Annotated in this window: 15 protein-coding genes; 5 read left to right on the top strand and 10 right to left on the bottom strand. The window is 66.6% G+C overall.

Going from position 1 to position 18,767, the window contains the following annotated elements:
• Positions 1-78 precede the first annotated feature (78 nt).
• From HTY53_RS20765 to HTY53_RS20750, 4 genes are all read right to left on the bottom strand, one after another.
• On the bottom strand, positions 79-408 hold the full coding sequence (locus HTY53_RS20765) for a hypothetical protein (RefSeq protein ID WP_174108456.1): 330 nt from the start codon (positions 406-408) through the stop codon (positions 79-81).
• A 76-nt stretch (positions 409-484) separates the two neighbouring features.
• Positions 485-1,045: an NADPH-dependent FMN reductase gene (locus tag HTY53_RS20760; protein WP_174108455.1), complete on the bottom strand. Its 561-nt coding sequence runs from the start codon at positions 1,043-1,045 to the stop codon at positions 485-487.
• Between the two features lie 150 nt (positions 1,046-1,195).
• The gene (locus HTY53_RS20755; protein WP_174108454.1) at positions 1,196-2,290 is read right to left on the bottom strand and encodes an enoyl-CoA hydratase/isomerase family protein; all 1,095 of its coding nucleotides are present in this window, start codon (positions 2,288-2,290) and stop codon (positions 1,196-1,198) included.
• A gap of 92 nt (positions 2,291-2,382) precedes the next feature.
• Positions 2,383-3,996, bottom strand: coding sequence for a methyl-accepting chemotaxis protein (locus HTY53_RS20750; RefSeq protein ID WP_174108453.1), 1,614 nt, complete (start codon positions 3,994-3,996; stop codon positions 2,383-2,385).
• Between the two features lie 159 nt (positions 3,997-4,155).
• Between HTY53_RS20750 and HTY53_RS20745 the strand changes: the two genes are divergently transcribed.
• Positions 4,156-4,536 (top strand): VOC family protein, encoded by a 381-nt coding sequence (locus HTY53_RS20745; RefSeq protein WP_274383316.1) that lies wholly within the window; start codon positions 4,156-4,158, stop codon positions 4,534-4,536.
• A gap of 140 nt (positions 4,537-4,676) precedes the next feature.
• Here HTY53_RS20745 and typA read toward each other — a convergent pair whose 3' ends face one another.
• Entirely contained in the window at positions 4,677-6,497 is a 1,821-nt protein-coding gene (gene typA, locus HTY53_RS20740; protein ID WP_174108451.1) for a translational GTPase TypA, read from the bottom strand.
• A gap of 210 nt (positions 6,498-6,707) precedes the next feature.
• Here typA and HTY53_RS20735 point away from each other — a divergent pair, with 210 nt between their 5' ends.
• The 4 genes from HTY53_RS20735 (at position 6,708) to HTY53_RS20720 (ending at position 11,845) form a co-directional block, all read left to right on the top strand.
• On the top strand, positions 6,708-7,181 hold the full coding sequence (locus tag HTY53_RS20735) for a MarR family winged helix-turn-helix transcriptional regulator (protein ID WP_174108450.1): 474 nt from the start codon (positions 6,708-6,710) through the stop codon (positions 7,179-7,181).
• Between the two features lie 103 nt (positions 7,182-7,284).
• Entirely contained in the window at positions 7,285-8,877 is a 1,593-nt protein-coding gene (locus HTY53_RS20730) for an AdeC/AdeK/OprM family multidrug efflux complex outer membrane factor (protein ID WP_174108449.1), read from the top strand.
• Between the two features lie 71 nt (positions 8,878-8,948).
• Positions 8,949-10,220: an HlyD family secretion protein gene (locus HTY53_RS20725; RefSeq protein WP_174108448.1), complete on the top strand. Its 1,272-nt coding sequence runs from the start codon at positions 8,949-8,951 to the stop codon at positions 10,218-10,220.
• Positions 10,221-10,222: 2 nt separating this feature from the next.
• A complete protein-coding gene (locus HTY53_RS20720; protein WP_254600048.1) occupies positions 10,223-11,845 on the top strand; it encodes a DHA2 family efflux MFS transporter permease subunit in 1,623 nt (540 codons plus the stop codon).
• A gap of 209 nt (positions 11,846-12,054) precedes the next feature.
• On the opposite strand, the gene truB is transcribed toward HTY53_RS20720, so the two are convergent.
• The 5 genes from truB to rimP form a co-directional block, all read right to left on the bottom strand.
• Positions 12,055-13,026: a tRNA pseudouridine(55) synthase TruB gene (truB, locus tag HTY53_RS20715; protein WP_174108447.1), complete on the bottom strand. Its 972-nt coding sequence runs from the start codon at positions 13,024-13,026 to the stop codon at positions 12,055-12,057.
• 118 nt (positions 13,027-13,144) lie between these two features.
• The gene (gene rbfA, locus HTY53_RS20710) at positions 13,145-13,513 is read right to left on the bottom strand and encodes a 30S ribosome-binding factor RbfA (protein ID WP_149319110.1); all 369 of its coding nucleotides are present in this window, start codon (positions 13,511-13,513) and stop codon (positions 13,145-13,147) included.
• 107 nt (positions 13,514-13,620) lie between these two features.
• Entirely contained in the window at positions 13,621-16,497 is a 2,877-nt protein-coding gene (gene infB / locus HTY53_RS20705) for a translation initiation factor IF-2 (protein ID WP_174108446.1), read from the bottom strand.
• Positions 16,498-16,572: 75 nt separating this feature from the next.
• Entirely contained in the window at positions 16,573-18,048 is a 1,476-nt protein-coding gene (gene nusA, locus HTY53_RS20700; protein WP_174108445.1) for a transcription termination factor NusA, read from the bottom strand.
• Positions 18,045-18,533: a ribosome maturation factor RimP gene (gene rimP, locus HTY53_RS20695; protein ID WP_053822015.1), complete on the bottom strand. Its 489-nt coding sequence runs from the start codon at positions 18,531-18,533 to the stop codon at positions 18,045-18,047. The genes nusA and rimP overlap by 4 nt, the downstream gene beginning before the upstream one ends.
• Between the last annotated feature and the right edge of the window lie 234 nt (positions 18,534-18,767).

Raw genomic sequence — 18,767 nt, 5'->3', positions numbered from 1 at the left:
GCCCACCGTTTTGCCGGTCGATGGCCAGCTGCGGGCCGGCCGGCCCCGCCCAGGCCCAGGCCCCCTCTGCGCGGCGGCTCAGTCGTTCAGCCGCTGCTCCCGCGGCTGCAGCTCCAGCCCCAACTTGACGAACAGGTCGAAGGCATCGGCCAGCAGGTGCTGCTGGCGCGGCAGCAGGCTCGCGTACGGCATGTCGTAGATCGACTGGTGCGCCCCGCGGTTGCCCTTGAGCCCGCGGTCGCGGGCGATGTCGGACAGCAGCGCCGCGAAGCCGGACAGGTCTTCGGCGTCGATGGCGTTGTTCAGCACGGTGGCCAGCAATTGCGGCGAGGCCGTGGCCCAGCACCCGACCAGTTCGGCGTTGGCCGCACTGTCCGGGAAGTCGGAGGAATTGTCGCTTGCATCCATATCAGCATTGTCGGCGCCAGCTTCGCATTCTTTACCCCTACCGTAGGGGGGCAAGGCGGCGCAGGCGCCGTCACAGTCAGCTTGCGGCGTTGCGCTCCACCCAGGCCGCAAAGGTCGTCAGAAATTTGCCCAGAAAGGCACGCGTCGATTCGTTGCCGATATTGCCCTGTTCATCGAACAGCTTGTCGACGCCGCCGATATAGGCTTCCGGCATCTGGAGCACCGGCACATTGAGGAATACCAGCGACTGGCGCAGATGGTGATTGGCACCAAACCCGCCGATTGCGCCCGGCGAGGCACTGATCACAGCCCCCGGCTTGCGGTCCCAGGCGCTCTGCCCGTACGGGCGCGAACCCACATCGATGGCGTTCTTCAGCGGCGCCGGCACCGAGCGGTTGTACTCCGGCGTGACGAACAGCACCGCATCGGCGCGGCGGATCCGGTCGCGGAACGCGGTCCATGGTGCAGGCGGGTTGTCGTCCTCGTCCTGGTTGTACAGCGACAGCTGACCGATCTCGACGATCTCGAGCTTGAGCTCGGGCGGAGCCAGTTTCGCCAGCGCCAGCGCCAGCTTGCGATTGAAGGAATCCTTGCGGAGACTGCCCACCAGTACTGCGACATCGCGTGGAGTGCTCATCGTGCTTCCTTTTCTGAGAGAGACGGGAAAGGAAAGGCCGCCGAAAGACGGCCGGACCGGCCACCTCTAGCCGGCGCCCAGACCACACTCTAACCCGATGTCGCTTCGGCCGTGCGCGCCTCTGCCCATGGCGCCGAGGCGCGCAGCAGCTTACGCTTGCTGTCCGGCCTGCAATCCAGCCAGCGGATGCTCCTGCGCACGCCACGGGCTGTCGAAGAACGCGAGGACCTTGTTGCGCTCGACCTCGTCGAGCCGGGCCGGCTGCCACTTCGGCGCGTGGTCCTTGTCGATGGCCAGCGCGCGAATGCCTTCGACGCCGTCGCCGTAGCGGAACACGTCGTGCATCATGTCGAGCTCCATGCGCAGCTCGTCCTCCAGCGCCATCGTCCGTGCGCGGCGGATCTGCTCCAGCGTCACGCACAGCATCAGCGGCGAGCGTGTCCGCAAGGCGGCGGCGGTCTGCGCCGACCGCTCGTCGCCCGCATCGCTGACGATGGCGACGATCTCCGGGACCGTGGCGGCGCCGAAGGCCACGTCGATCGCATCGCGCTGGCGCGCCAGCATGCTCGCTGCCGGATCGCACGCGCCACTATGCCGGGCAGTGACCGCATCGATCGCGGCCAGCACGTCGTCGCCGCTGGCGAAGGTACCGGCGCGCAGCGACGCCGCCAGCTCGGCCAGCGCGTTGCTCGGCACGAAGGCATCGGCCAGGCCCGCGTACAGCGCGTCGGCGGCGTGAATCACGTTGCCCGTCAGGCCCAGATACTCGCCCAGGCGTCCGGGCGTGCGCGCCAGGAACCAGCCGCCGCCCACGTCGGGAAACAGGCCGATATTGGTCTCGGGCATTGCCATCTTGGTGCGCTCGGTGACGAGCCGGCGCTGCGCGCCTTGCGAGATGCCCATGCCCCCGCCCATCACCACGCCATCCATCAGCGCGATATACGGCTTCGGATAGCGGTGGATCTTGTGATTGAGCGCGTATTCCTCGACGAAGAACCGGTCCAGCATCGGATCGCCGGCCAGCGCGGCCTGATGGAAGAAACGGATGTCGCCGCCTGCGCAGAAGGCCTTGCCGCCGGCACCGGCGACCACCACGGCCACGACGCCGGGATCGGCGGCCCACTGGTCCAGCGCCTGCGTCAAGGCACGCACCATGTCGAGCGACAGGGCGTTCAGGGCCTGGGGCCGGGTCAGCGTCAGATAGCCGACACCGCCGACGACTTCGGTTGCAACAAACTCGGTCATGTCTCCTGTTCCTGTGGTGACGAAATGCAGGCCGTCACTGTACACCAGCCATGCCGGGCCGAAGTCCGTGCCGCCGGCCGGATGCCGGGGATTCAGGCGAGACGGAAGCGCGCCATCAGGCCGGTCAGCCGCTGCGCCTGGTCCTCCAGCGAAGTCGCCGCAGCGGCGGCCTCCTCGACCAGCGCCGCATTCTGCTGAGTCATGCCATCCATCTGCGTGACCGCCTGATTCACCTGTTCGATGCCCTGCGACTGCTCCATCGAGGCGGCGCTGATGCCGCCGACGATCACGCTGACGCGGCGCACCGCGCCGACGATGTCCTCCATTGCCCGGCCGGCATCGGCAACGATCTCGCTGCCGGCGCGGACGTTGCGCACCGATTCGTCGATCAGACCGCGGATCTCCTTCGACGCGGTCGCGCAACGCTGCGCCAGGTCGCGCACGTCGCCCGCCACCACGGCGAAGCCGCGGCCATGCTCGCCGGCACGTGCGGCCTCGACCGCGGCGTTCAGCGCCAGGATATTGGTCTGGAATGCGATCTTCTCGATCACGTCGATGATGTCGACGATCCTGTTGGCGCTGGCGTCGATCGCCTGCATGGTGTCGACCACGCGCGTCACCGCTTCGCCGCCCCGCTCCGCCAGACCGCTGGCGTCGCCGGCCAGCGCATCGGCTTCGCGCGCATTGTCGGCAGTCTGCCGCACGGTGCCGGTCAACTGTTCCATGCTCGACGCGGTCTGCTCGAGCGAGGCCGCCTGTTCCTCGGTGCGCTGGGACAGATCGGCATTGCCCAGCGCGATCTGCCGGCTCGCCGCGGCGATCGCATCGGCACCGGTCCGCACCTCGCCGACCATGCCGGCGAGACTCGCTTCCATGCGCGCCAGCATGTCGAGCATGCGGCTGGTCTCGTTGCGGCTGGCCTCACCCGCCACGCCGCCACCATTGTCTCCGACACGACGATCTTGCTGCCGCGGCGTATCGAGAGCCCGCGCCGCACTCAGGTCGCCGCGCGCGATCCGCTCGAAACGCGCCATCGCGCAATCGAGCGGACCGACGATCGAGCCGCGCAGCCGCCACGCAAAGACGGTGCTGAACGCCACGCCCAGCACCAACAGCACCAACAGCACCAGCGACCCCATGCGCAACTTCGCATAGCGCTGCTGCGAATCCTGATAGACGGCTTGCGCGGCGGCGGTCTGCAGCTTGTTCAACTCCGCATTGGCGGACGTGAAGGCGATATCGAGCTTTGGAATGGTATCGAGCACCAGCGCCATCACGCGGTCGCGATCGCCTGCCTTCAGCGCGGCGATCATCGGCTCGACCCCTTGCTTGTGCAGCGCCTCGCGACGCGCCGACACCAGCGCCGCAGCACGGTCTTCGTCTTCACCGCGTGGCATTGCCAGATAGGCCTTCCAGGCAGTCTCCGACGCCCGCGCGAATCCGGCCGCGGTCTCGGCACGTGCGAGCGCATCGGCCGGATCGGTGGCGAACGTCGCCTGATCCAGCAGCACGCGCACCAGCAACTGGTTGGCACGCGCCTCGGACAGATGCATCGCCGCGGCCAGCTGATGCTGGTAGATCTGTCGCGTGGCATCGTTGCTGCGCGACATGCCGAGCCATCCGAAGGCGCCGACGATCAGCAGGATCAAATTGGTAACGACAATCAGGCCCCACAATCTGGCCCCAATGGTGGTGTCTCGAAACATTCCAGCTCCCCGTTCTCGTTGTGCAATCGCGGCATGTTTTGCCGCTCCGCTATCAACGGCGCGCTGGCGCGTTCCTTGACGGCACCGGAATGAAAGTCTGTGTATCCGCAGGATCTGCGAATCGATGCGCGCTTATCCGATCAGGACGTCGGCTTTAGAATGGCCCGTGCTTACCAGGGAGCCGGCACCATGACTGTCAAACGCATCGTCGCCAACATCGCGACCCCGAACATCGACAAAGCCCAGGCCTTCTATGGCGACATGCTCGGCATGGATGTCGTGATGGATCACGGCTGGATCCGGACGTTCGCCACTGGGCAAACCGCCACGGCACAGGTCAGCTTTGCGACCGAGGGAGGCTCCGGCACACCGGTGCCTGATCTGTCGATCGAAGTGGACAACCTGGACGAGGTTCATGCCCGGGCCGTGCAGGCAGGTTTCCCGATCGAATACGGCATCGCCGTGGAGCCTTGGGGTGTGCGCCGCTTCTTCGTGCGCGATCCGTTCGGCAGGCTGGTGAACATCCTCTGCCATCTCTGACGACGGGGACCTCTCGCCGCGCTGCGCCGAACCAGACCGGCATCCCAAAACGACAAGGGCCGAGCCCCGTTACCACAGGACTCGGCCCTCGACCTTCCGGTCAGCGTATCGCTTATCGCTTCTCGCGTGTCGCTGGTCGCTTATACGCCTTCGCGGGAGGCGCGCTTGCGCTCGTGTTCCTTCAGGAAGCGCTTGCGCAGGCGGATGCTCTTCGGCGTGATCTCGACCAGTTCGTCGTCGGCGATGAATTCCACCGCGTATTCGAGCGTCATCTGGATCGGCGGCACCAGACGCACCGCTTCGTCAGTACCCGAGGCACGCACGTTGGTCAGCTGCTTGCCCTTGATCGGGTTGACGACCAGGTCGTTGTCGCGGCTATGGATGCCGATGATCATGCCTTCGTACAGCGGGTCGCCCGGCTTGACGAACATGCGGCCGCGATCCTGCAGCTTCCACAGCGCGTAGGCCACGGCCTCGCCGTCGTCCTGCGAGATCAGCACGCCGTTGTGGCGCTCGCCCAGACCGCCTTCGCGCACCGGCGCGTAGTCGTCGAAGATGTGCGAGATCAGGCCGGTACCGCGCGTCAGCGTCAGGAATTCGCCCTGGAAGCCGATCAGGCCGCGCGCCGGAATACGGTATTCGAGGCGGGTGCGGCCCTTGCCGTCCGACGCCATGTCGAGCAGTTCGCCCTTGCGGCGGCCCAGTTCTTCCATCACGGCGCCCTGGTGGCCGTCCTCGACGTCGACCGTCAGCAGCTCGTACGGCTCGTGCTTGACACCGTCGATCTCCTTGAACACCACGCGCGGACGCGACACGGCCAGCTCGTAGCCTTCGCGGCGCATGTTTTCCAGCAGGATGGTCAGGTGCAGTTCGCCGCGGCCCGACACTTCGAACACCGTGTCGTCGCCGGTCTCGGCCACGCGCAGCGCCACGTTGGACTTCAGTTCGCGGTCCAGACGTTCGCGCAGCTGGCGGCTGGTGACGAACTTGCCTTCACGGCCGGCCAGCGGCGAAGTGTTGACGCAGAAGTTCATCGTCAGCGTCGGCTCGTCGACCTTCAGCATCGGCAGCGCGTCCTGCGCTTCCGGCGCGCATACGGTGCAACCGATGCCGAGTTCTTCGATGCCGTTGATCAGCACGATATCGCCGGCCTCGGCCTCGGGCACGATCTCGCGCTCCAGGCCACGGAACTTCAGCACCTGGTTGATGCGGCCCTTGATCGGGTTGCCTTCGGGGCCGAACTTGACCACCACATCCTGCAGCGGACGGGCACGGCCGCGCGAGATGCGGCCGACGCCGATCTTGCCGACGTAGCTCGAGTAATCCAGCGAGATGATCTGCAGCTGCAGCGGACCGTCCGGGTCGTCGTTACGGACCGGCACCTTGTCGAGCACGGTCTCGAACAGCGGCTTCATGTCGCCGTCGCGCACGTCCTCGGTCAGGCCGGCGTAGCCGTTCAGGCCCGAGGCGTAGATCACCGGGAAGTCGAGCTGCTCGTCGGTCGCGCCCAGCTTGTCGAACAGGTCGAAGGTCTGGTTGATGACCCAGTCCGGACGGGCGCCCGGACGGTCGATCTTGTTGATCACGACGATCGGCTTCAGGCCCAGCGCCAGCGCCTTGCGCGTGACGAAGCGGGTCTGCGGCATCGGGCCTTCGACAGCGTCGACCAGCAGCAGCACGCCGTCGACCATCGACAGCACGCGCTCGACCTCGCCACCGAAGTCGGCGTGGCCCGGGGTGTCGACGATATTGATATGGGTGCCGTTGTACTCGACCGCACAGTTCTTCGCCAGGATCGTGATCCCGCGTTCTTTTTCCAGGTCGTTCGAGTCCATCACCCGCTCCGCAACCTGCTGGTTCTCACGGAAGGTGCCTGCCTGGCGCAGGAGTTGGTCCACCAGGGTGGTTTTGCCATGATCGACGTGGGCGATGATGGCGATATTGCGGATTGCGCGGGTCATTGCGGCTCTCGCTTGCAGCTGGGCATCAAAAATTCAACCCGCCATTCTAGCATGTTGCGACGCAAAACTGCGGGCGACCGGTCCGACTGTCTTTCGTGTTGCTGCAAGGGCTTGCAGCGCACTATTTCGGAAACCGCAATGACGAATTGACGTTCTTGCTGTTCGCTCAATCCCTGCATATATTTGCCACGACAAAGATTGCATAGGCAAATGATGAACGGCCCGCTCACCGACGACTCCTACCCCTTCGATCCCGCCTCGTATCGGATCTGCGACAGCGTCGGCTATCTGATGGCGCGCGCCAAGGGCGAGCTGTCGCGCGACGTCGAGCAGGAGGTCGGCGCGCTGGATATCACGCACGCCCAGGCCTCCTGCCTGGTGATGCTGGCCCACGACCGCGCCCGGACGGTGACGGATCTCGGCCGCGAACTGAACACCGATATGGGTTCGGTCACCCGCCTGATCAGCCGCATGGAAAAACGGGGCCTGGTCGAGCGGCGCCGCAGCGACGCCGACCGGCGCATTGTGGATTTGTGCGTCACGCCGGCCGGACGGGCGCTGGTCGACCAATTGCCCGCGATCTTCTGCCGGGTGTTGAACCGGCGCTTCCGCGGCTTCTCCGAGGCCGAAATCGCCCAGTTCCGCGACATGCTGAAACGGGTGATCGCCAACAACACCGGGTAGCGGCGCCCGCGCCGTCCCGGTCATCGATCCCGGTCATCCCGATTCGTCCTTGCGGCCCGTGCTCCCGGCACCGGACCGCGGCATCCGCATTTCGTCGTCCAACATGAACCAACAATTTTCGACTTCCCGCCGCGCTCCGGCGCGGCAACCCGTCCGCCGCCTCGGCGCCTTCGCGCTGAGCGCGCTGGCCGCCGCCGCGCTGGCCGGCTGCGCCGCCTTCGGCAATTCGCACACCACCCAGGTCATGACCGAGCCCGCGCAGATGGCGACCGCGCAGACGCTGCCCGGCGAACACGGCCAATGGCCGTCGCAGGACTGGGTCGACCAGTTCGGCGATCCGCAGCTGCGCGCGCTGGTCGACGAAGCCGTGCAGAACAGCCCCAACCTGCAGGCAGCGCTGGCACGCGTGCAGGCCTCGCGAGCGATGGCCGATGCGACCCGCAGCGCGCTGTATCCGCATATCGACTTCGACGCCTCGCTGACGCGCCAGCGTTTCTCCGAGACCGATCTGTACGAGGGCACGCCCCGTGCCGGCTCGTGGCAGAACCTGTCGCGGATGCAGGTGGGCCTGTCCTACGACCTCGACTTCTGGGGCCGGAACCGCGCAGCGCTGGAAGCCGCGCTGTCGGACGACCGCGCGGCCGAAGCCGAAAGCCAGGCCTCGCGGCTGCTGCTGACTACCGCGGTGGCGCGCAACTACGCCCGCCTGGCCGCGCTGTTCGCGCAGCGCGATGTCGCCGAACGCGCGATCGCGCAGCGTGGCGATCTGACCGAGTTGTCGCGTCAGCGCCTGTCCGCCGGGCTCGATACGCAAGTGGAAACCACGCAGGCACGCGGCACCGTCGCGTCGGCCCGCACCGATCTGCAACGCATCGAAGAAGAGATCGCGCTGGCGCGCAACCAGATCGCCGCGCTGCTCGGCAAGGGGCCGGACCGTGGGCTGGCGATTCAGCGGCCGACGCTGCTGGCACAGGCGACGCCGACACTGCCGGACAATCTGGCGATCGACCTGCTCGGTCGCCGGCCCGACCTGGTGGCGGCGCGCTGGCGCGTCGAGGCGTCGTCGAAGGACATTGACGTCGCCCGCGCGGAGTTCCTGCCCAATATCACGCTGAGCGCGTTCGCTGGCCTGGCCTCGCTCGACCCGTCCAATCTGCTGCTCGGCATCAGCCGCCAGTTCGGCTTCGGCCCCGCGGTCCGCCTGCCGATCTTCGAAGGCGGCCGGCTGCGCGCGAACCTGAAGGGCAAGCACGCGCAATACGACCTGGCGGTGGCCAACTACAAGCAGACGCTGGTCGATGCGCTGCGCGAGACCGCGGATACGGTGACCAGCATCCGCAGCGTCGATCAGCAGATCCAGACGCAGCGCGAGGCGCTGGAGCTGGCCGAGCACGCCTATGCACTGGCGACCACGCGCTACAAGGCCGGCCTCGGCACGCAGCTGACCGTGCTCAATGCCGAGAGCAACGTGCTGCAGCAGCGGCGCCTGGCCACCGATCTGCAGGCGCGCCGTCTGGATCTGCAGATGGCGCTGGTCAAGGCGCTGGGTGGCGGTTATCAGCAATCCGGCCAGCAGCCGGGCCAGCAACCGGGCCAGCAACCCGGCGAGCCGACCGATGGCCAACCGGCACAGGCCGCCAGCCCAGCCGCGGCCACGCCCGCGCCCTCCTCCGCCACTGCAGCGGCGCACGGCTGAGACCTCCGCCGACCCGCAACCCGACCTCGAAGAACAACGACAACGTCCGAATCGTTTTATCGACCGACATCATGAGCGACCAACAACAGAACGCGGCCACCCGCACGCAACCCTCCGACAACAACAACGGCAAGCGCAAGCGCCTGCTGCTCTCGCTGACCGCCGCCGTGGTGGTCGCGGGCCTGGCCTACGGCGGCTACTGGGCCCTGTATGCGCGCCATTTCGAAAGCACCGACGACGCCTACGTGGCCGGCAACGTGGTGCAGGTCACTCCGCTGGTGCCCGGCACCGTGGTGGCCATCGGCGCCGACGACACGCAGCTGGTCACCGCCGGCCAGCCGCTGATCCAGCTGGACCGCGCCGACAGCGAGGTCGCGCTGGCCCAGGCCGAAGCCCAGCTGGCGCAGGCGGTGCGCGAGGTGCGCACGCTGTACGTCAACAACGGTTCGCTGGCGGCCAACGTGGCGCTGCGCCAGGCCGATGTCGCGCGGGCCCGTGAAGATCTGAAGCGCCGCCAGGCCATCGCCGGCTCCGGCGCCGTCTCGTCCGAAGAACTCGCCCATGCGCGCACTACGCTGCAGGCCGCCGAATCGGCGCTGCAGGCCGCGCGCGAACAGCTCGCGTCGAACAAGGCGCTGACCGACCAGACCACCGTCGAGAAGCACCCGAACGTGCAGCGCGCCGCCGCCAACGTGCGTGCCGCGTACCTGAACTACGCGCGCTCGCAGCTGCCGGCGCCGGTGACAGGCTATGTCGCCAAGCGGTCGGTACAGGTCGGCCAGCGCGTGGCCGCCGGCTCCCCCCTGATGGCGGTGGTGCCGCTCGATCAGGTCTGGGTCGACGCCAACTTCAAGGAGGTCCAGATCACGCATATGCGGATCGGCCAGCCCGTCACGCTGCATGCGGACGTCTACGGCTCCGACGTCGAATATCACGGCAAGGTGGCCGGCTTCTCGGCGGGCACGGGCTCGGCCTTCTCGCTGCTGCCGGCGCAGAACGCCACCGGCAACTGGATCAAGGTGGTGCAGCGCCTGCCGGTGCGCATCGCGCTCGATCCACAGCAACTGAAGGACCATCCGCTGCGCATCGGCCTGTCGATGAACGTCACGGTCGACGTGCGCAAGACCGAAGGGGCGGCGATGACGACGACCACCGCCAGCAAGCCGCTGCAGACGGATGTCTATGACAAGGTCGGGCACGATGCCGATGCGCTGATCGCACGCATCATCGCGAACAACAGCGGCCGCCAGGGCGCCGAGCCCGCGGCTCCGGCATCGGCATCGGCGGCACGCGCCTCGACCGCCAAGTCCGCCGCCAACGCGAAAGCCGCCTCGCACGCCTGATCATGGCCGATACCCTGACCGCCCGCGAGGGCGTCGAACCCACGCCCGGATCGGCCTCTGCGGCCCCTGCGGCTCCGGCGCGCCCCGCGCACCAGCAGCCGCTGTCGGGCGGCAAGCTGATCGTCGGCACGATCGCCCTGTCGCTGGCCACGTTCATGAACGTGCTCGACTCGTCGATCGCCAACGTATCGATCCCCGCCATCTCCGGCGACCTCGGCGTGTCGCCGAACCAGGGCACCTGGGTCATCACGTCGTTCGCGGTCGCCAACGCAATCTCGGTGCCGCTGACCGGCTGGCTGACCACGCGCTTCGGCGCGGTGCGGCTGTTCGTCACGTCGATCCTGCTGTTCGTGCTGTCGTCGTGGCTGTGCGGCGTGGCGCCGAACCTGGAGGTGCTGCTGGCCGCGCGGATCCTGCAGGGCGCGGTGGCCGGGCCGATGATTCCGCTGTCGCAATCGCTGCTGCTGTCGAGCTATCCGCCGCACAAGAGCACGATGGCGCTGGCGCTATGGGGCATGACCACGCTGGTCGCGCCGATCATGGGCCCGCTGCTCGGCGGCTGGATCTCGGACAACATGACGTGGCCGTGGATCTTCTACATCAACATCCCGGTCGGCATCCTGGCCGCCTACGCGACCTGGGTCATCTATCGCGACCGCGAGACGCCGAAGCGCGTGCTGCCGATCGATACGATCGGGCTGGCGCTGCTGGTGATCTGGGTCGGGTCGATGCAGCTGATGCTCGACAAGGGCAAGGAGCTCGACTGGTTCCATTCGACCGAGATCGTCACGCTGACGGTGGTCGCGGTGGTCGGCTTCCTGTTCTTCCTGGCATGGGAGCGCTACGAGAAGCATCCGATCGTCGATATCAGCCTGTTCAACGGCCGCAACTTCAGCGCGGGCGTGGTGGCGATCTCGGTCGCCTACGGACTGTTTTTCGGCAACCTGGTGATCCTGCCGCTGTGGCTGCAGACCATCGTCGGCTATACCGCGACCGACGCCGGCATCGTGATGGCGCCGGTAGGCATCTTCGCGATCCTGCTGTCCCCGGTGATCGGCCGCAATCTGCCGAAGATGGATCCGCGCTGGGTGGCCACCGCGGCCTTCATCACCTTCGGCATCGTCAGCCTGATGCGCTCGCGGTTCACGATCGACGTGGACACCACCACGCTGATGATTCCGACGCTGATCCAGGGCGCGGCGATGGCGATGTTCTTCATCCCGCTGACGTCGATCATCCTGTCGGGGCAGCCGCCCGACAAGATTCCGGCGGCCTCGGGCCTGTCGAACTTCGTACGCATTACCTTCGGCGCGATCGGGGCCTCGGTCTCGACCACGGTGTGGGAGAACCGCTCGGCCATGCACCACGCGCATCTGGTCGAGCAGGTCAATCCGTACAACCCGATCTACAACGCCCAGGTCGAGCATCTGATGCAGCAGGGCATGAGCCATCTGCAGGCGGTCGGCGTGATCGAGCGGACCATCTCCCAGCAGGCGTCGATGCTGGGGGCCAACGATATCTTCTGGATCTCGGGGGTGATGTTCTTCGCGCTGATCGTGTTTGTCTGGCTGACCAGGCCGAAGGGTAGCGGGGGTGGGTCGGCGGATGCGATGGGGGCGCATTGAGGGCGTTGGGATCGCATTGACGGCGGCGTGGCTCGCCGGAATAGCGACCGCCGTTTGCCCTCTCCCCGCCCGTCTCCCGCATGCGGGAGACGGGCGAAAGACAGCGCTGCGCTTGTCCTGCCCATCCCCGCTGTGTTCTCCTCCCCTGCTACGTTCTCCCTCTCCCGCTTGCGGGAGAGGGTTGGGGCGAGGGAAATCCCCGTCGGTCGTCAGTCGGCAGGAGTCAGCCGCACCAACCGCTCCGGCCGCAGCGCGCCTTCGCGCCATCGGGCCACGCCGAGCAGCCGCGGCGGCTCGCCGCCATAGACGCGCGCCAGCGCGTCTTCCCGCGATCCCATGCTGTGGAATGCCTGCGCGGGCAAATCCCGCCCGGCGATGCGCTGTCCCTGCAGGAAGCGCTGCGTCGCGGAAGCATCGAGCGTTACCGGCACGCAGCGCTGCAGCAGCGCATCCACCGGTGCCAGCAAGGCCGGACGCGCGCCGTCGTCATGCTCGGCGAGCTGCTCCAGCGTGACCGCGCCGTCCAGCGTCAGATCGCCGACCGCAGTGCGTCGCAGCGCGGTCAGATGCGCGCCGCAGCCCAGCGCCTCGCCGATGTCCTCGGCCAGCGTCCGGATATAGGTCCCCTTGCTGCACGTCACGCGCATCGCGAACAGCGGCGCGTCGGGCAGTTCGCAGCTCAGCAGGCCAATCTCGTGGATCGTTACGCTGCGCGCCGCGCGCTCGACGGTCTGCCCCGCGCGCGCGTATTCGTACAGCGGCCGGCCATCCTTCTTCAGCGCCGAATGCATCGGCGGCACCTGCTCGATCGCGCCGACGAAACGCGCCAGCGCCTCGCTCAACGCCGCGGCATCGCAGCGCACCGGACGCTCGGCGATTACCTCGCCTTCCGCATCGCCGGTCGACGTGCGCTGCCCCAGCCGTACCGTCGCCTCGTAGGTCTTGTCGGCGTCGAGCAGGTCCTGTGAGAACTTGGTCGCCTCGCCGAAGCACAGCGGCAGCAGCCCGGTCGCCAGCGGATCCAGCGTGCCGGTATGGCCCGCCTTGTTGGCGCGCAGCAGCCGCTTGGCGCGGATCAGCGCATCGTTCGACGACAGCCCGAGCGGCTTGTCGAGCAGCAGCACGCCATGCACGTCGCGGCGCGGCAGCCGGGGCGGACGTGGAGCGTTGGATTCGGTCATGGGGAATGAAACGAGGGGAGCGTCGGCAGCGGTGGCGGCAGTAGTTGCCATGTCGGCATGCCACCCGGCCGCGTGGCTCGGGGAAGGCGACGGCGCAGGAAGCGCCGGCGCCGCTGACTTACTCGTCCTTGGCGCGCGTGGCGTTGGCCTGGTCGATCAACTTGGACATCTCGATCGCATGTTCGACCGAGGTATCGTGCACGAAGCGCAGCGTCGGCACGGTATGAATATGCAGCCGCTTGAACAGCAGCGAATGCAGGTAGCCGGCCTTCTCGTTGAGGATCGCCTCGGCGTCGGCCGGTTCGGCGCCCAGCACCGTGAAGTGAACCTTGGCATGCGCGTAGTCGGGCGTCAGCGCGACCGACTGCAGCGTCACCAGGCCGAGCCGCGGGTCGCGCAGTTCGCGCTGGATCATCTCGGCCAGATCCTTCTGGATCTGATCGGACAGGCGCAGGTTACGGGAGGAGATATTGCCTTTTTTGGCCATGCGATACGACTTTGCCAGCGGGGTCGCCAGCGAAGGCGATGGTTCCGACGGCGTGGATGGGCCGGCGGCGGCGGACCGGTGAAGGTCCGCCGCCGCGGCGCGCCGCCTTACAGCGTGCGCGCGACCTCGGTGATTTCATACACTTCGAGCTGGTCGCCTTCCTGAACGTCGTTGAAGTTCTTGATCGACAGACCGCACTCGAAGCCCTGCTTGACTTCCTTGACATCGTCCTTGAAGCGCTTGAGCGAATCGAGTTCGCCCGAGAACACCACGACGTTGTTGCGCAGCACGCGCACGAAGGCGCCACGCTTGACCAAACCGTCGGTGACCATACAGCCGGCCACCGCGCCGATCTTCGGCACGCGGAACACCTGGCGCACCTCGACCTGGCCGATCGTCACTTCGCGCTTCTCCGGCGCCAGCATGCCCGACATGGCCGCCTTGATCTCGTCTACCGCATCGTAAATGATGTTGTAGTAGCGGATGTCGATGCCGTTGTTCTCGGCCAGCTTGCGCGCACCGGCGTCGGCACGCACGTTGAAGCCGATGATGACCGCCTTCGATGCCGTGGCCAGGTTGACGTCGGACTCGGTGATGCCGCCCACCGCGCCGTGCACGATCTGCACGCGCACTTCGTCGGTCGACAGCTTCTGCAGCGACTGCACCAGCGCTTCCTGCGAACCCTGCACGTCGGCCTTGACGATCAACGGCAGCGTCTGCACTTCGCCTTCAGCCATCTGCTCCAGCATGGTCTCGAGCTTGGCCGCCTGCTGCTTGGCCAGCTTGACGTCGCGGAACTTGCCCTGACGGAACAGCGCGATTTCGCGCGCCTTGCGCTCGTCGGGCAGCACCAGCACTTCCTCGCCGGCAGCCGGCACTTCGGACAGGCCCTGGATCTCGACCGGAATCGACGGACCTGCTTCCTTGGTCGGCTTGCCGTTCTCGTCCAGCATCGCACGGACGCGGCCGTAGGCGCTGCCCGCCAGCACGACATCGCCCCGCTTGAGCGTGCCGCTGCTGACCAGCACCGTCGCCACCGGGCCCTTGCCCTTGTCCAGCTGCGCTTCGACGACCAGGCCCTTGGCCGGCGCGTCGACCGGTGCCTTCAGCTCCAGGATTTCGGCCTGCAGCGACACCTGTTCCAGCAGCTCTTCGACGCCTGCGCCGGTCTTGGCCGACACCGGCACGAACGGCGAATCGCCGCCGTACTCTTCCGGCAGGACCTGCTCGGCCACCAGTTCCTGCTTGACGCGGTCCGGATTGGCCTCGGGCTTGTCCATCTTGTTGATCGCCACCACGATCGGCACACCGGCCGCCTTGGCGTGGGCGATCGCCTCCTTGGTCTGCGGCATCACGCCGTCATCGGCGGCCACCACCAGGATCACGATATCGGTCGCCTTGGCACCGCGCGCACGCATCGCCGTGAAGGCCTCGTGGCCCGGCGTATCGAGGAAGGTGATCACGCCGCGATCGGTTTCCACATGGTAGGCACCGATATGCTGCGTAATGCCGCCCGCTTCGCCCGCCGCGACCTTGGTGCGGCGGATGTAGTCCAGCAGCGAGGTCTTGCCGTGGTCGACGTGACCCATCACGGTGACCACCGGCGGACGCGGCAGCTGCTCGGCGTCCGACTGCTCCTCGCCGCCTTCGATCAGCAGCGCTTCCGGATCGTCCAGCTTGGCCGCCAGCGCCTTGTGGCCCATTTCCTCGACCACGATCATCGCGGTCTCCTGGTCCAGCACCTGGTTGATGGTCACCATCTGGCCGAGCTTCATCATCTGCTTGATGACCTCGGAAGCCTTGACGGCCATCTTGTGAGCCAGGTCCGCGACCGAGATGGTCTCGGGCACATGGACCTCGCGCACCACCGGCTCCATCGGGGCCTGGAAGCCGCTGCGGTCGTCCTGCTGATGCTTGCCGCCACGGCCGCGCGGGCCACCGCGCCAGCCGCCGACACCGCCCGACGAATCGCCGCGGGTCTTCAGGCCACCGCCCTTCTTGCGCGCACCCTCGTCCTGCCAGGTCGACGAGCCCTTGACCACCTTGCCGGTCTTCTTGTCGACCGTCGTGGTAGCCACCGCGGGCTTCTTCTCGTCCTTCTTGGCCTCGACCGTGCCGGCCGGCTTGACCGGCTTGTGCAGCGTGCCGCTCTGCTCGGCCTTCTTTTCCTCGGCCTTGCGCTCGGACGGTGCCTTCAGCACGCGCGCCGGCGCATTGAGCATCTGCTGGATCGCGCGGGCCTCGGCCTCGGCGGCCTCGCGGCGCTTGCGGGCCGCGTCCTGCTCGGCGCGCACCTTGTCGGCGGCGGCCTTGGCATCGTCGGCGGCCTTCTGCGCGGCAGCACGCTCGGCCGCCAGACGCGTCTTGTCGTCTTCGGCCTTCTTGCGATCCGAATCCTCGTTGGCCTCGCTCGCGGCACGCGTCGCCGCGGCCTCTTCCTCGGCCTTCCGGGCGGCCAGCTCGGCCTGGCGGCGCTCTTCCGCCTCCAGCGCTTCCTGGCGTGCGCGGCGCTCGGCTTCCTCGCGTTCGGCCGCTTCCTGGCGGGCCTTCAGCTCGGCTTCCTGGCGCGCCAGCAATTCGGCCTGGCGGCGCTCCTCTTCGGCGCGGCGTGCCAGCTCGGCCTGGTCGACCACCGGCTCGGACACTTCCTGGCCGTCGGCCGCGCCATCGGCGGGCGTCTCGTCGCGCTTGATGAGCACGCGCTTCTTGCGGACCTCGACCTGCACCGTGCGCGTCTTCCCGGTTGCATCCGCCTGGCGGATCTCCGAGGTTTCGCGCTTGGTCAGCGTGATCTTCTTGCGCGAGCCGTCGTCTGCCTGACCGTGCGAACGCTTCAGGTAGTCCAGCAACCTGGCCTTGTCGGTCTCGGTGATCACGTCCTCAGGCTTGGACTTGCCCACCCCAGCTGCCTGCAATTGTTCCAGCAGGGCAGCTGCGCTGCGACTCAGTTCTGCGGCCAGTTGGGCAACTGTTGTGCTTGCCATTCAAACCCTTTCAATGCTCGGTTTCTACGTCGGGACAGTCTTGTGCGGAAAGCGCGCTCTATGCGAACGTGTCCCTCAGTTGAACCAGTGTTCCCGTGCTTTCATGATCAGCGCTTTGGCTTCTTCTTCGCTGACCCCGGTCATCTCGACCAGTTCGTCGACCGCCAGTTCGGCAAGGTCGTCACGCGTGTGGATATCGCCCTCGGCGAGCTTGCCGATCAGCTCCGGCGTCAGGCCGTCGAGCGAGCGCAGATCCTGCGACACCGCCTCGACCTTCTCTTCGCGAGCCAGCTCCATCGTCAGCAGCGCATCGCGGGCGCGATTGCGCAGCTCGTTGACGGTGTCCTCGTCGAAGGCCTCGATTTCCATCATCTCGCTGATCGGCACGTAGGCGACTTCCTCGAGCGAGGAGAAGCCTTCCTCGATCAGGATGTCGGCCACTTCCTGATCCACGTCCAGCTTGGACATGAACAGGCGCCGCACCACTTCGCTTTCCTCGGCCTGCTTCTGTGCCGATTCTTCCTGCGTCATGATGTTGATCTGCCAGCCGGTCAGCTCGGACGCCAGGCGCACGTTCTGTCCGCTGCGGCCGATCGCGACGGCGAGGTTTTCCTCGTCGACCACGACGTCCATGCTGTGCTTCTCTTCATCGACGACGATCGACTGCACCTGAGCCGGCGCCAGCGCGCCGATCACGAACTGCGCCGGATCTTCCGACCACAGCACGATGTCGACCGCTTCACCGCCGATCTCGTTGCGCACCGCGGTGACGCGGGTACCGCGCACGCCGACGCAGGTGCCGATCGGATCGATGCGCTTGTCGTGCGCCACCACCGCGATCTTGGCGCGCACGCCCGGGTCGCGGGCGGCCGCCTTGATCTCCAGCAGGCCTTGTTCCATCTCCGGCACTTCGTTCTCGAAGAGCTTGATCAGGAACTGCGGCGAGGTGCGCGACAGCTCGATCTGCGGGCCACGCGCGGTGCGGTCCACATTCAGGATATACGCTCGGACGCGGTCGCCGGTACGCAGATTTTCCTTCGGAATGATCTGGTCGCGTGCCAGCAACGCCTCGACGCGGCCGGACTCCACGATCAGGCCCTTCTTGTCGGCGCGCTTGACCGTGCCGGTCATGATCTTCTCGCCGCGTTCCAGGTAATCGTTCAGGATCTGCTCGCGCTCGGCGTCGCGGATCTTCTGCAGGATCACCTGCTTGGCGGCCTGCGCGCCGATGCGGCCGAATTCGACCGATTCGATCTGCTCCTCGACGAAATCGCCGAGTTCCATATTGGGGTCCTGCTCGCGGGCTTCAAACAGCAGGATCTGCTTGTCCGGCTCCTGCAGGCCCTGCTCGTCGGGCACCACCAGCCAGCGGCGGAAAGTCTCGTGCTCGCCGGATTCCCGATCGATGTGCACACGGATATCGACGTCTTCCTCGAAACGCTTCTTGGTGGCCGAAGCGAGAGCCGCTTCGAGCGCACCGAATACCACATCCTTGTCGACGTTCTTCTCGCGCGCAAGCGCATCGACGAGCAACAGAACTTCGCGGCTCATTGCTTGTTCCCTTTTCTCTGATTTCCTTTGAAGTCGATAACCGGCACCAGGCGCGCCTTGTCGACATCGGATACGGTAAATTCCAGCAGCGCCGGGCCATCCTTGCCCTCGAATTCCAGGCCGATCTTCTCGGCGCCGGGCTCGCCCGTGGGCGGCTGCAGGATGCCGACGAAGTTCTTGCGGCCGTCGATCGGCAGGCGCAGCGTCACGCGCGCCTCCTCGCCGGCAAAGCGAACATAGTCGGCCAGTTTTTTCAGCGGACGGTCCAGTCCCGGAGAGGAGACCTCGAGCCGTTCGTAATCGACGTTCTCGACGGTCAGCACGTGGGTCAGCTGGCGGCTGACCTTCTCGCAATCCTCGATGGCAATGCCGGTGTCAGGCTGATCGATATAGACGCGCAGCAACCCGCCTGGGGCGCGTTCAAGTTCGACCAGCTCATACCCCATGCCGGTCAGTGTGGTTTCGATCAAATCTGCCAGATGCACTGTCGTTCCGAAAAATGGCCATCAAACTACCGGGCAAGGCCGCGGCGAATGGCCGGCTGCCTGCCGTCATCTCCGGCGGAGCCCCACATCGCGATTTTCCGCGTGTTCGGACGATCGGACGAACCAAAAAAAAATGGGCGGAACGCCCATCATTCGCCCATCCCCTTGGAGGATGACTTTTTGAATAGACTCGCATTATACGCGCTAGGGCCACAAAAGGCAAAGCAGAGCGAA

Origin of the sequence: Cupriavidus gilardii, assembly GCF_013314895.1 — a bacterium.
In the GTDB taxonomy this organism is placed as follows: Bacteria; Pseudomonadota; Gammaproteobacteria; order Burkholderiales; family Burkholderiaceae; genus Cupriavidus; species Cupriavidus gilardii_C.
The sequence above is the reverse complement of the archived record's forward strand: the minus strand, read 5'-3'. Positions and strand labels throughout refer to the sequence as shown.

What these genes read in the sequence shown, in the direction of transcription:
- HTY53_RS20765 (WP_174108456.1), bottom strand. Translation starts at nt 408, where the DNA reads ATGGATGCAAGCGACAATTCCTCCGACTTCCCGGACAGTGCGGCCAAC.
- HTY53_RS20760 (WP_174108455.1), bottom strand. Translation starts at nt 1,045, where the DNA reads ATGAGCACTCCACGCGATGTCGCAGTACTGGTGGGCAGTCTCCGCAAG.
- HTY53_RS20755 (WP_174108454.1), bottom strand. Translation starts at nt 2,290, where the DNA reads ATGACCGAGTTTGTTGCAACCGAAGTCGTCGGCGGTGTCGGCTATCTG.
- HTY53_RS20750 (WP_174108453.1), bottom strand. Translation starts at nt 3,996, where the DNA reads ATGTTTCGAGACACCACCATTGGGGCCAGATTGTGGGGCCTGATTGTC.
- HTY53_RS20745 (WP_274383316.1), top strand. Translation starts at nt 4,156, where the DNA reads ATGGCCCGTGCTTACCAGGGAGCCGGCACCATGACTGTCAAACGCATC.
- typA (WP_174108451.1), bottom strand. Translation starts at nt 6,497, where the DNA reads ATGACCCGCGCAATCCGCAATATCGCCATCATCGCCCACGTCGATCAT.
- HTY53_RS20735 (WP_174108450.1), top strand. Translation starts at nt 6,708, where the DNA reads ATGATGAACGGCCCGCTCACCGACGACTCCTACCCCTTCGATCCCGCC.
- HTY53_RS20730 (WP_174108449.1), top strand. Translation starts at nt 7,285, where the DNA reads ATGAACCAACAATTTTCGACTTCCCGCCGCGCTCCGGCGCGGCAACCC.
- HTY53_RS20725 (WP_174108448.1), top strand. Translation starts at nt 8,949, where the DNA reads ATGAGCGACCAACAACAGAACGCGGCCACCCGCACGCAACCCTCCGAC.
- HTY53_RS20720 (WP_254600048.1), top strand. Translation starts at nt 10,223, where the DNA reads ATGGCCGATACCCTGACCGCCCGCGAGGGCGTCGAACCCACGCCCGGA.
- truB (WP_174108447.1), bottom strand. Translation starts at nt 13,026, where the DNA reads ATGACCGAATCCAACGCTCCACGTCCGCCCCGGCTGCCGCGCCGCGAC.
- rbfA (WP_149319110.1), bottom strand. Translation starts at nt 13,513, where the DNA reads ATGGCCAAAAAAGGCAATATCTCCTCCCGTAACCTGCGCCTGTCCGAT.
- infB (WP_174108446.1), bottom strand. Translation starts at nt 16,497, where the DNA reads ATGGCAAGCACAACAGTTGCCCAACTGGCCGCAGAACTGAGTCGCAGC.
- nusA (WP_174108445.1), bottom strand. Translation starts at nt 18,048, where the DNA reads ATGAGCCGCGAAGTTCTGTTGCTCGTCGATGCGCTTGCGCGCGAGAAG.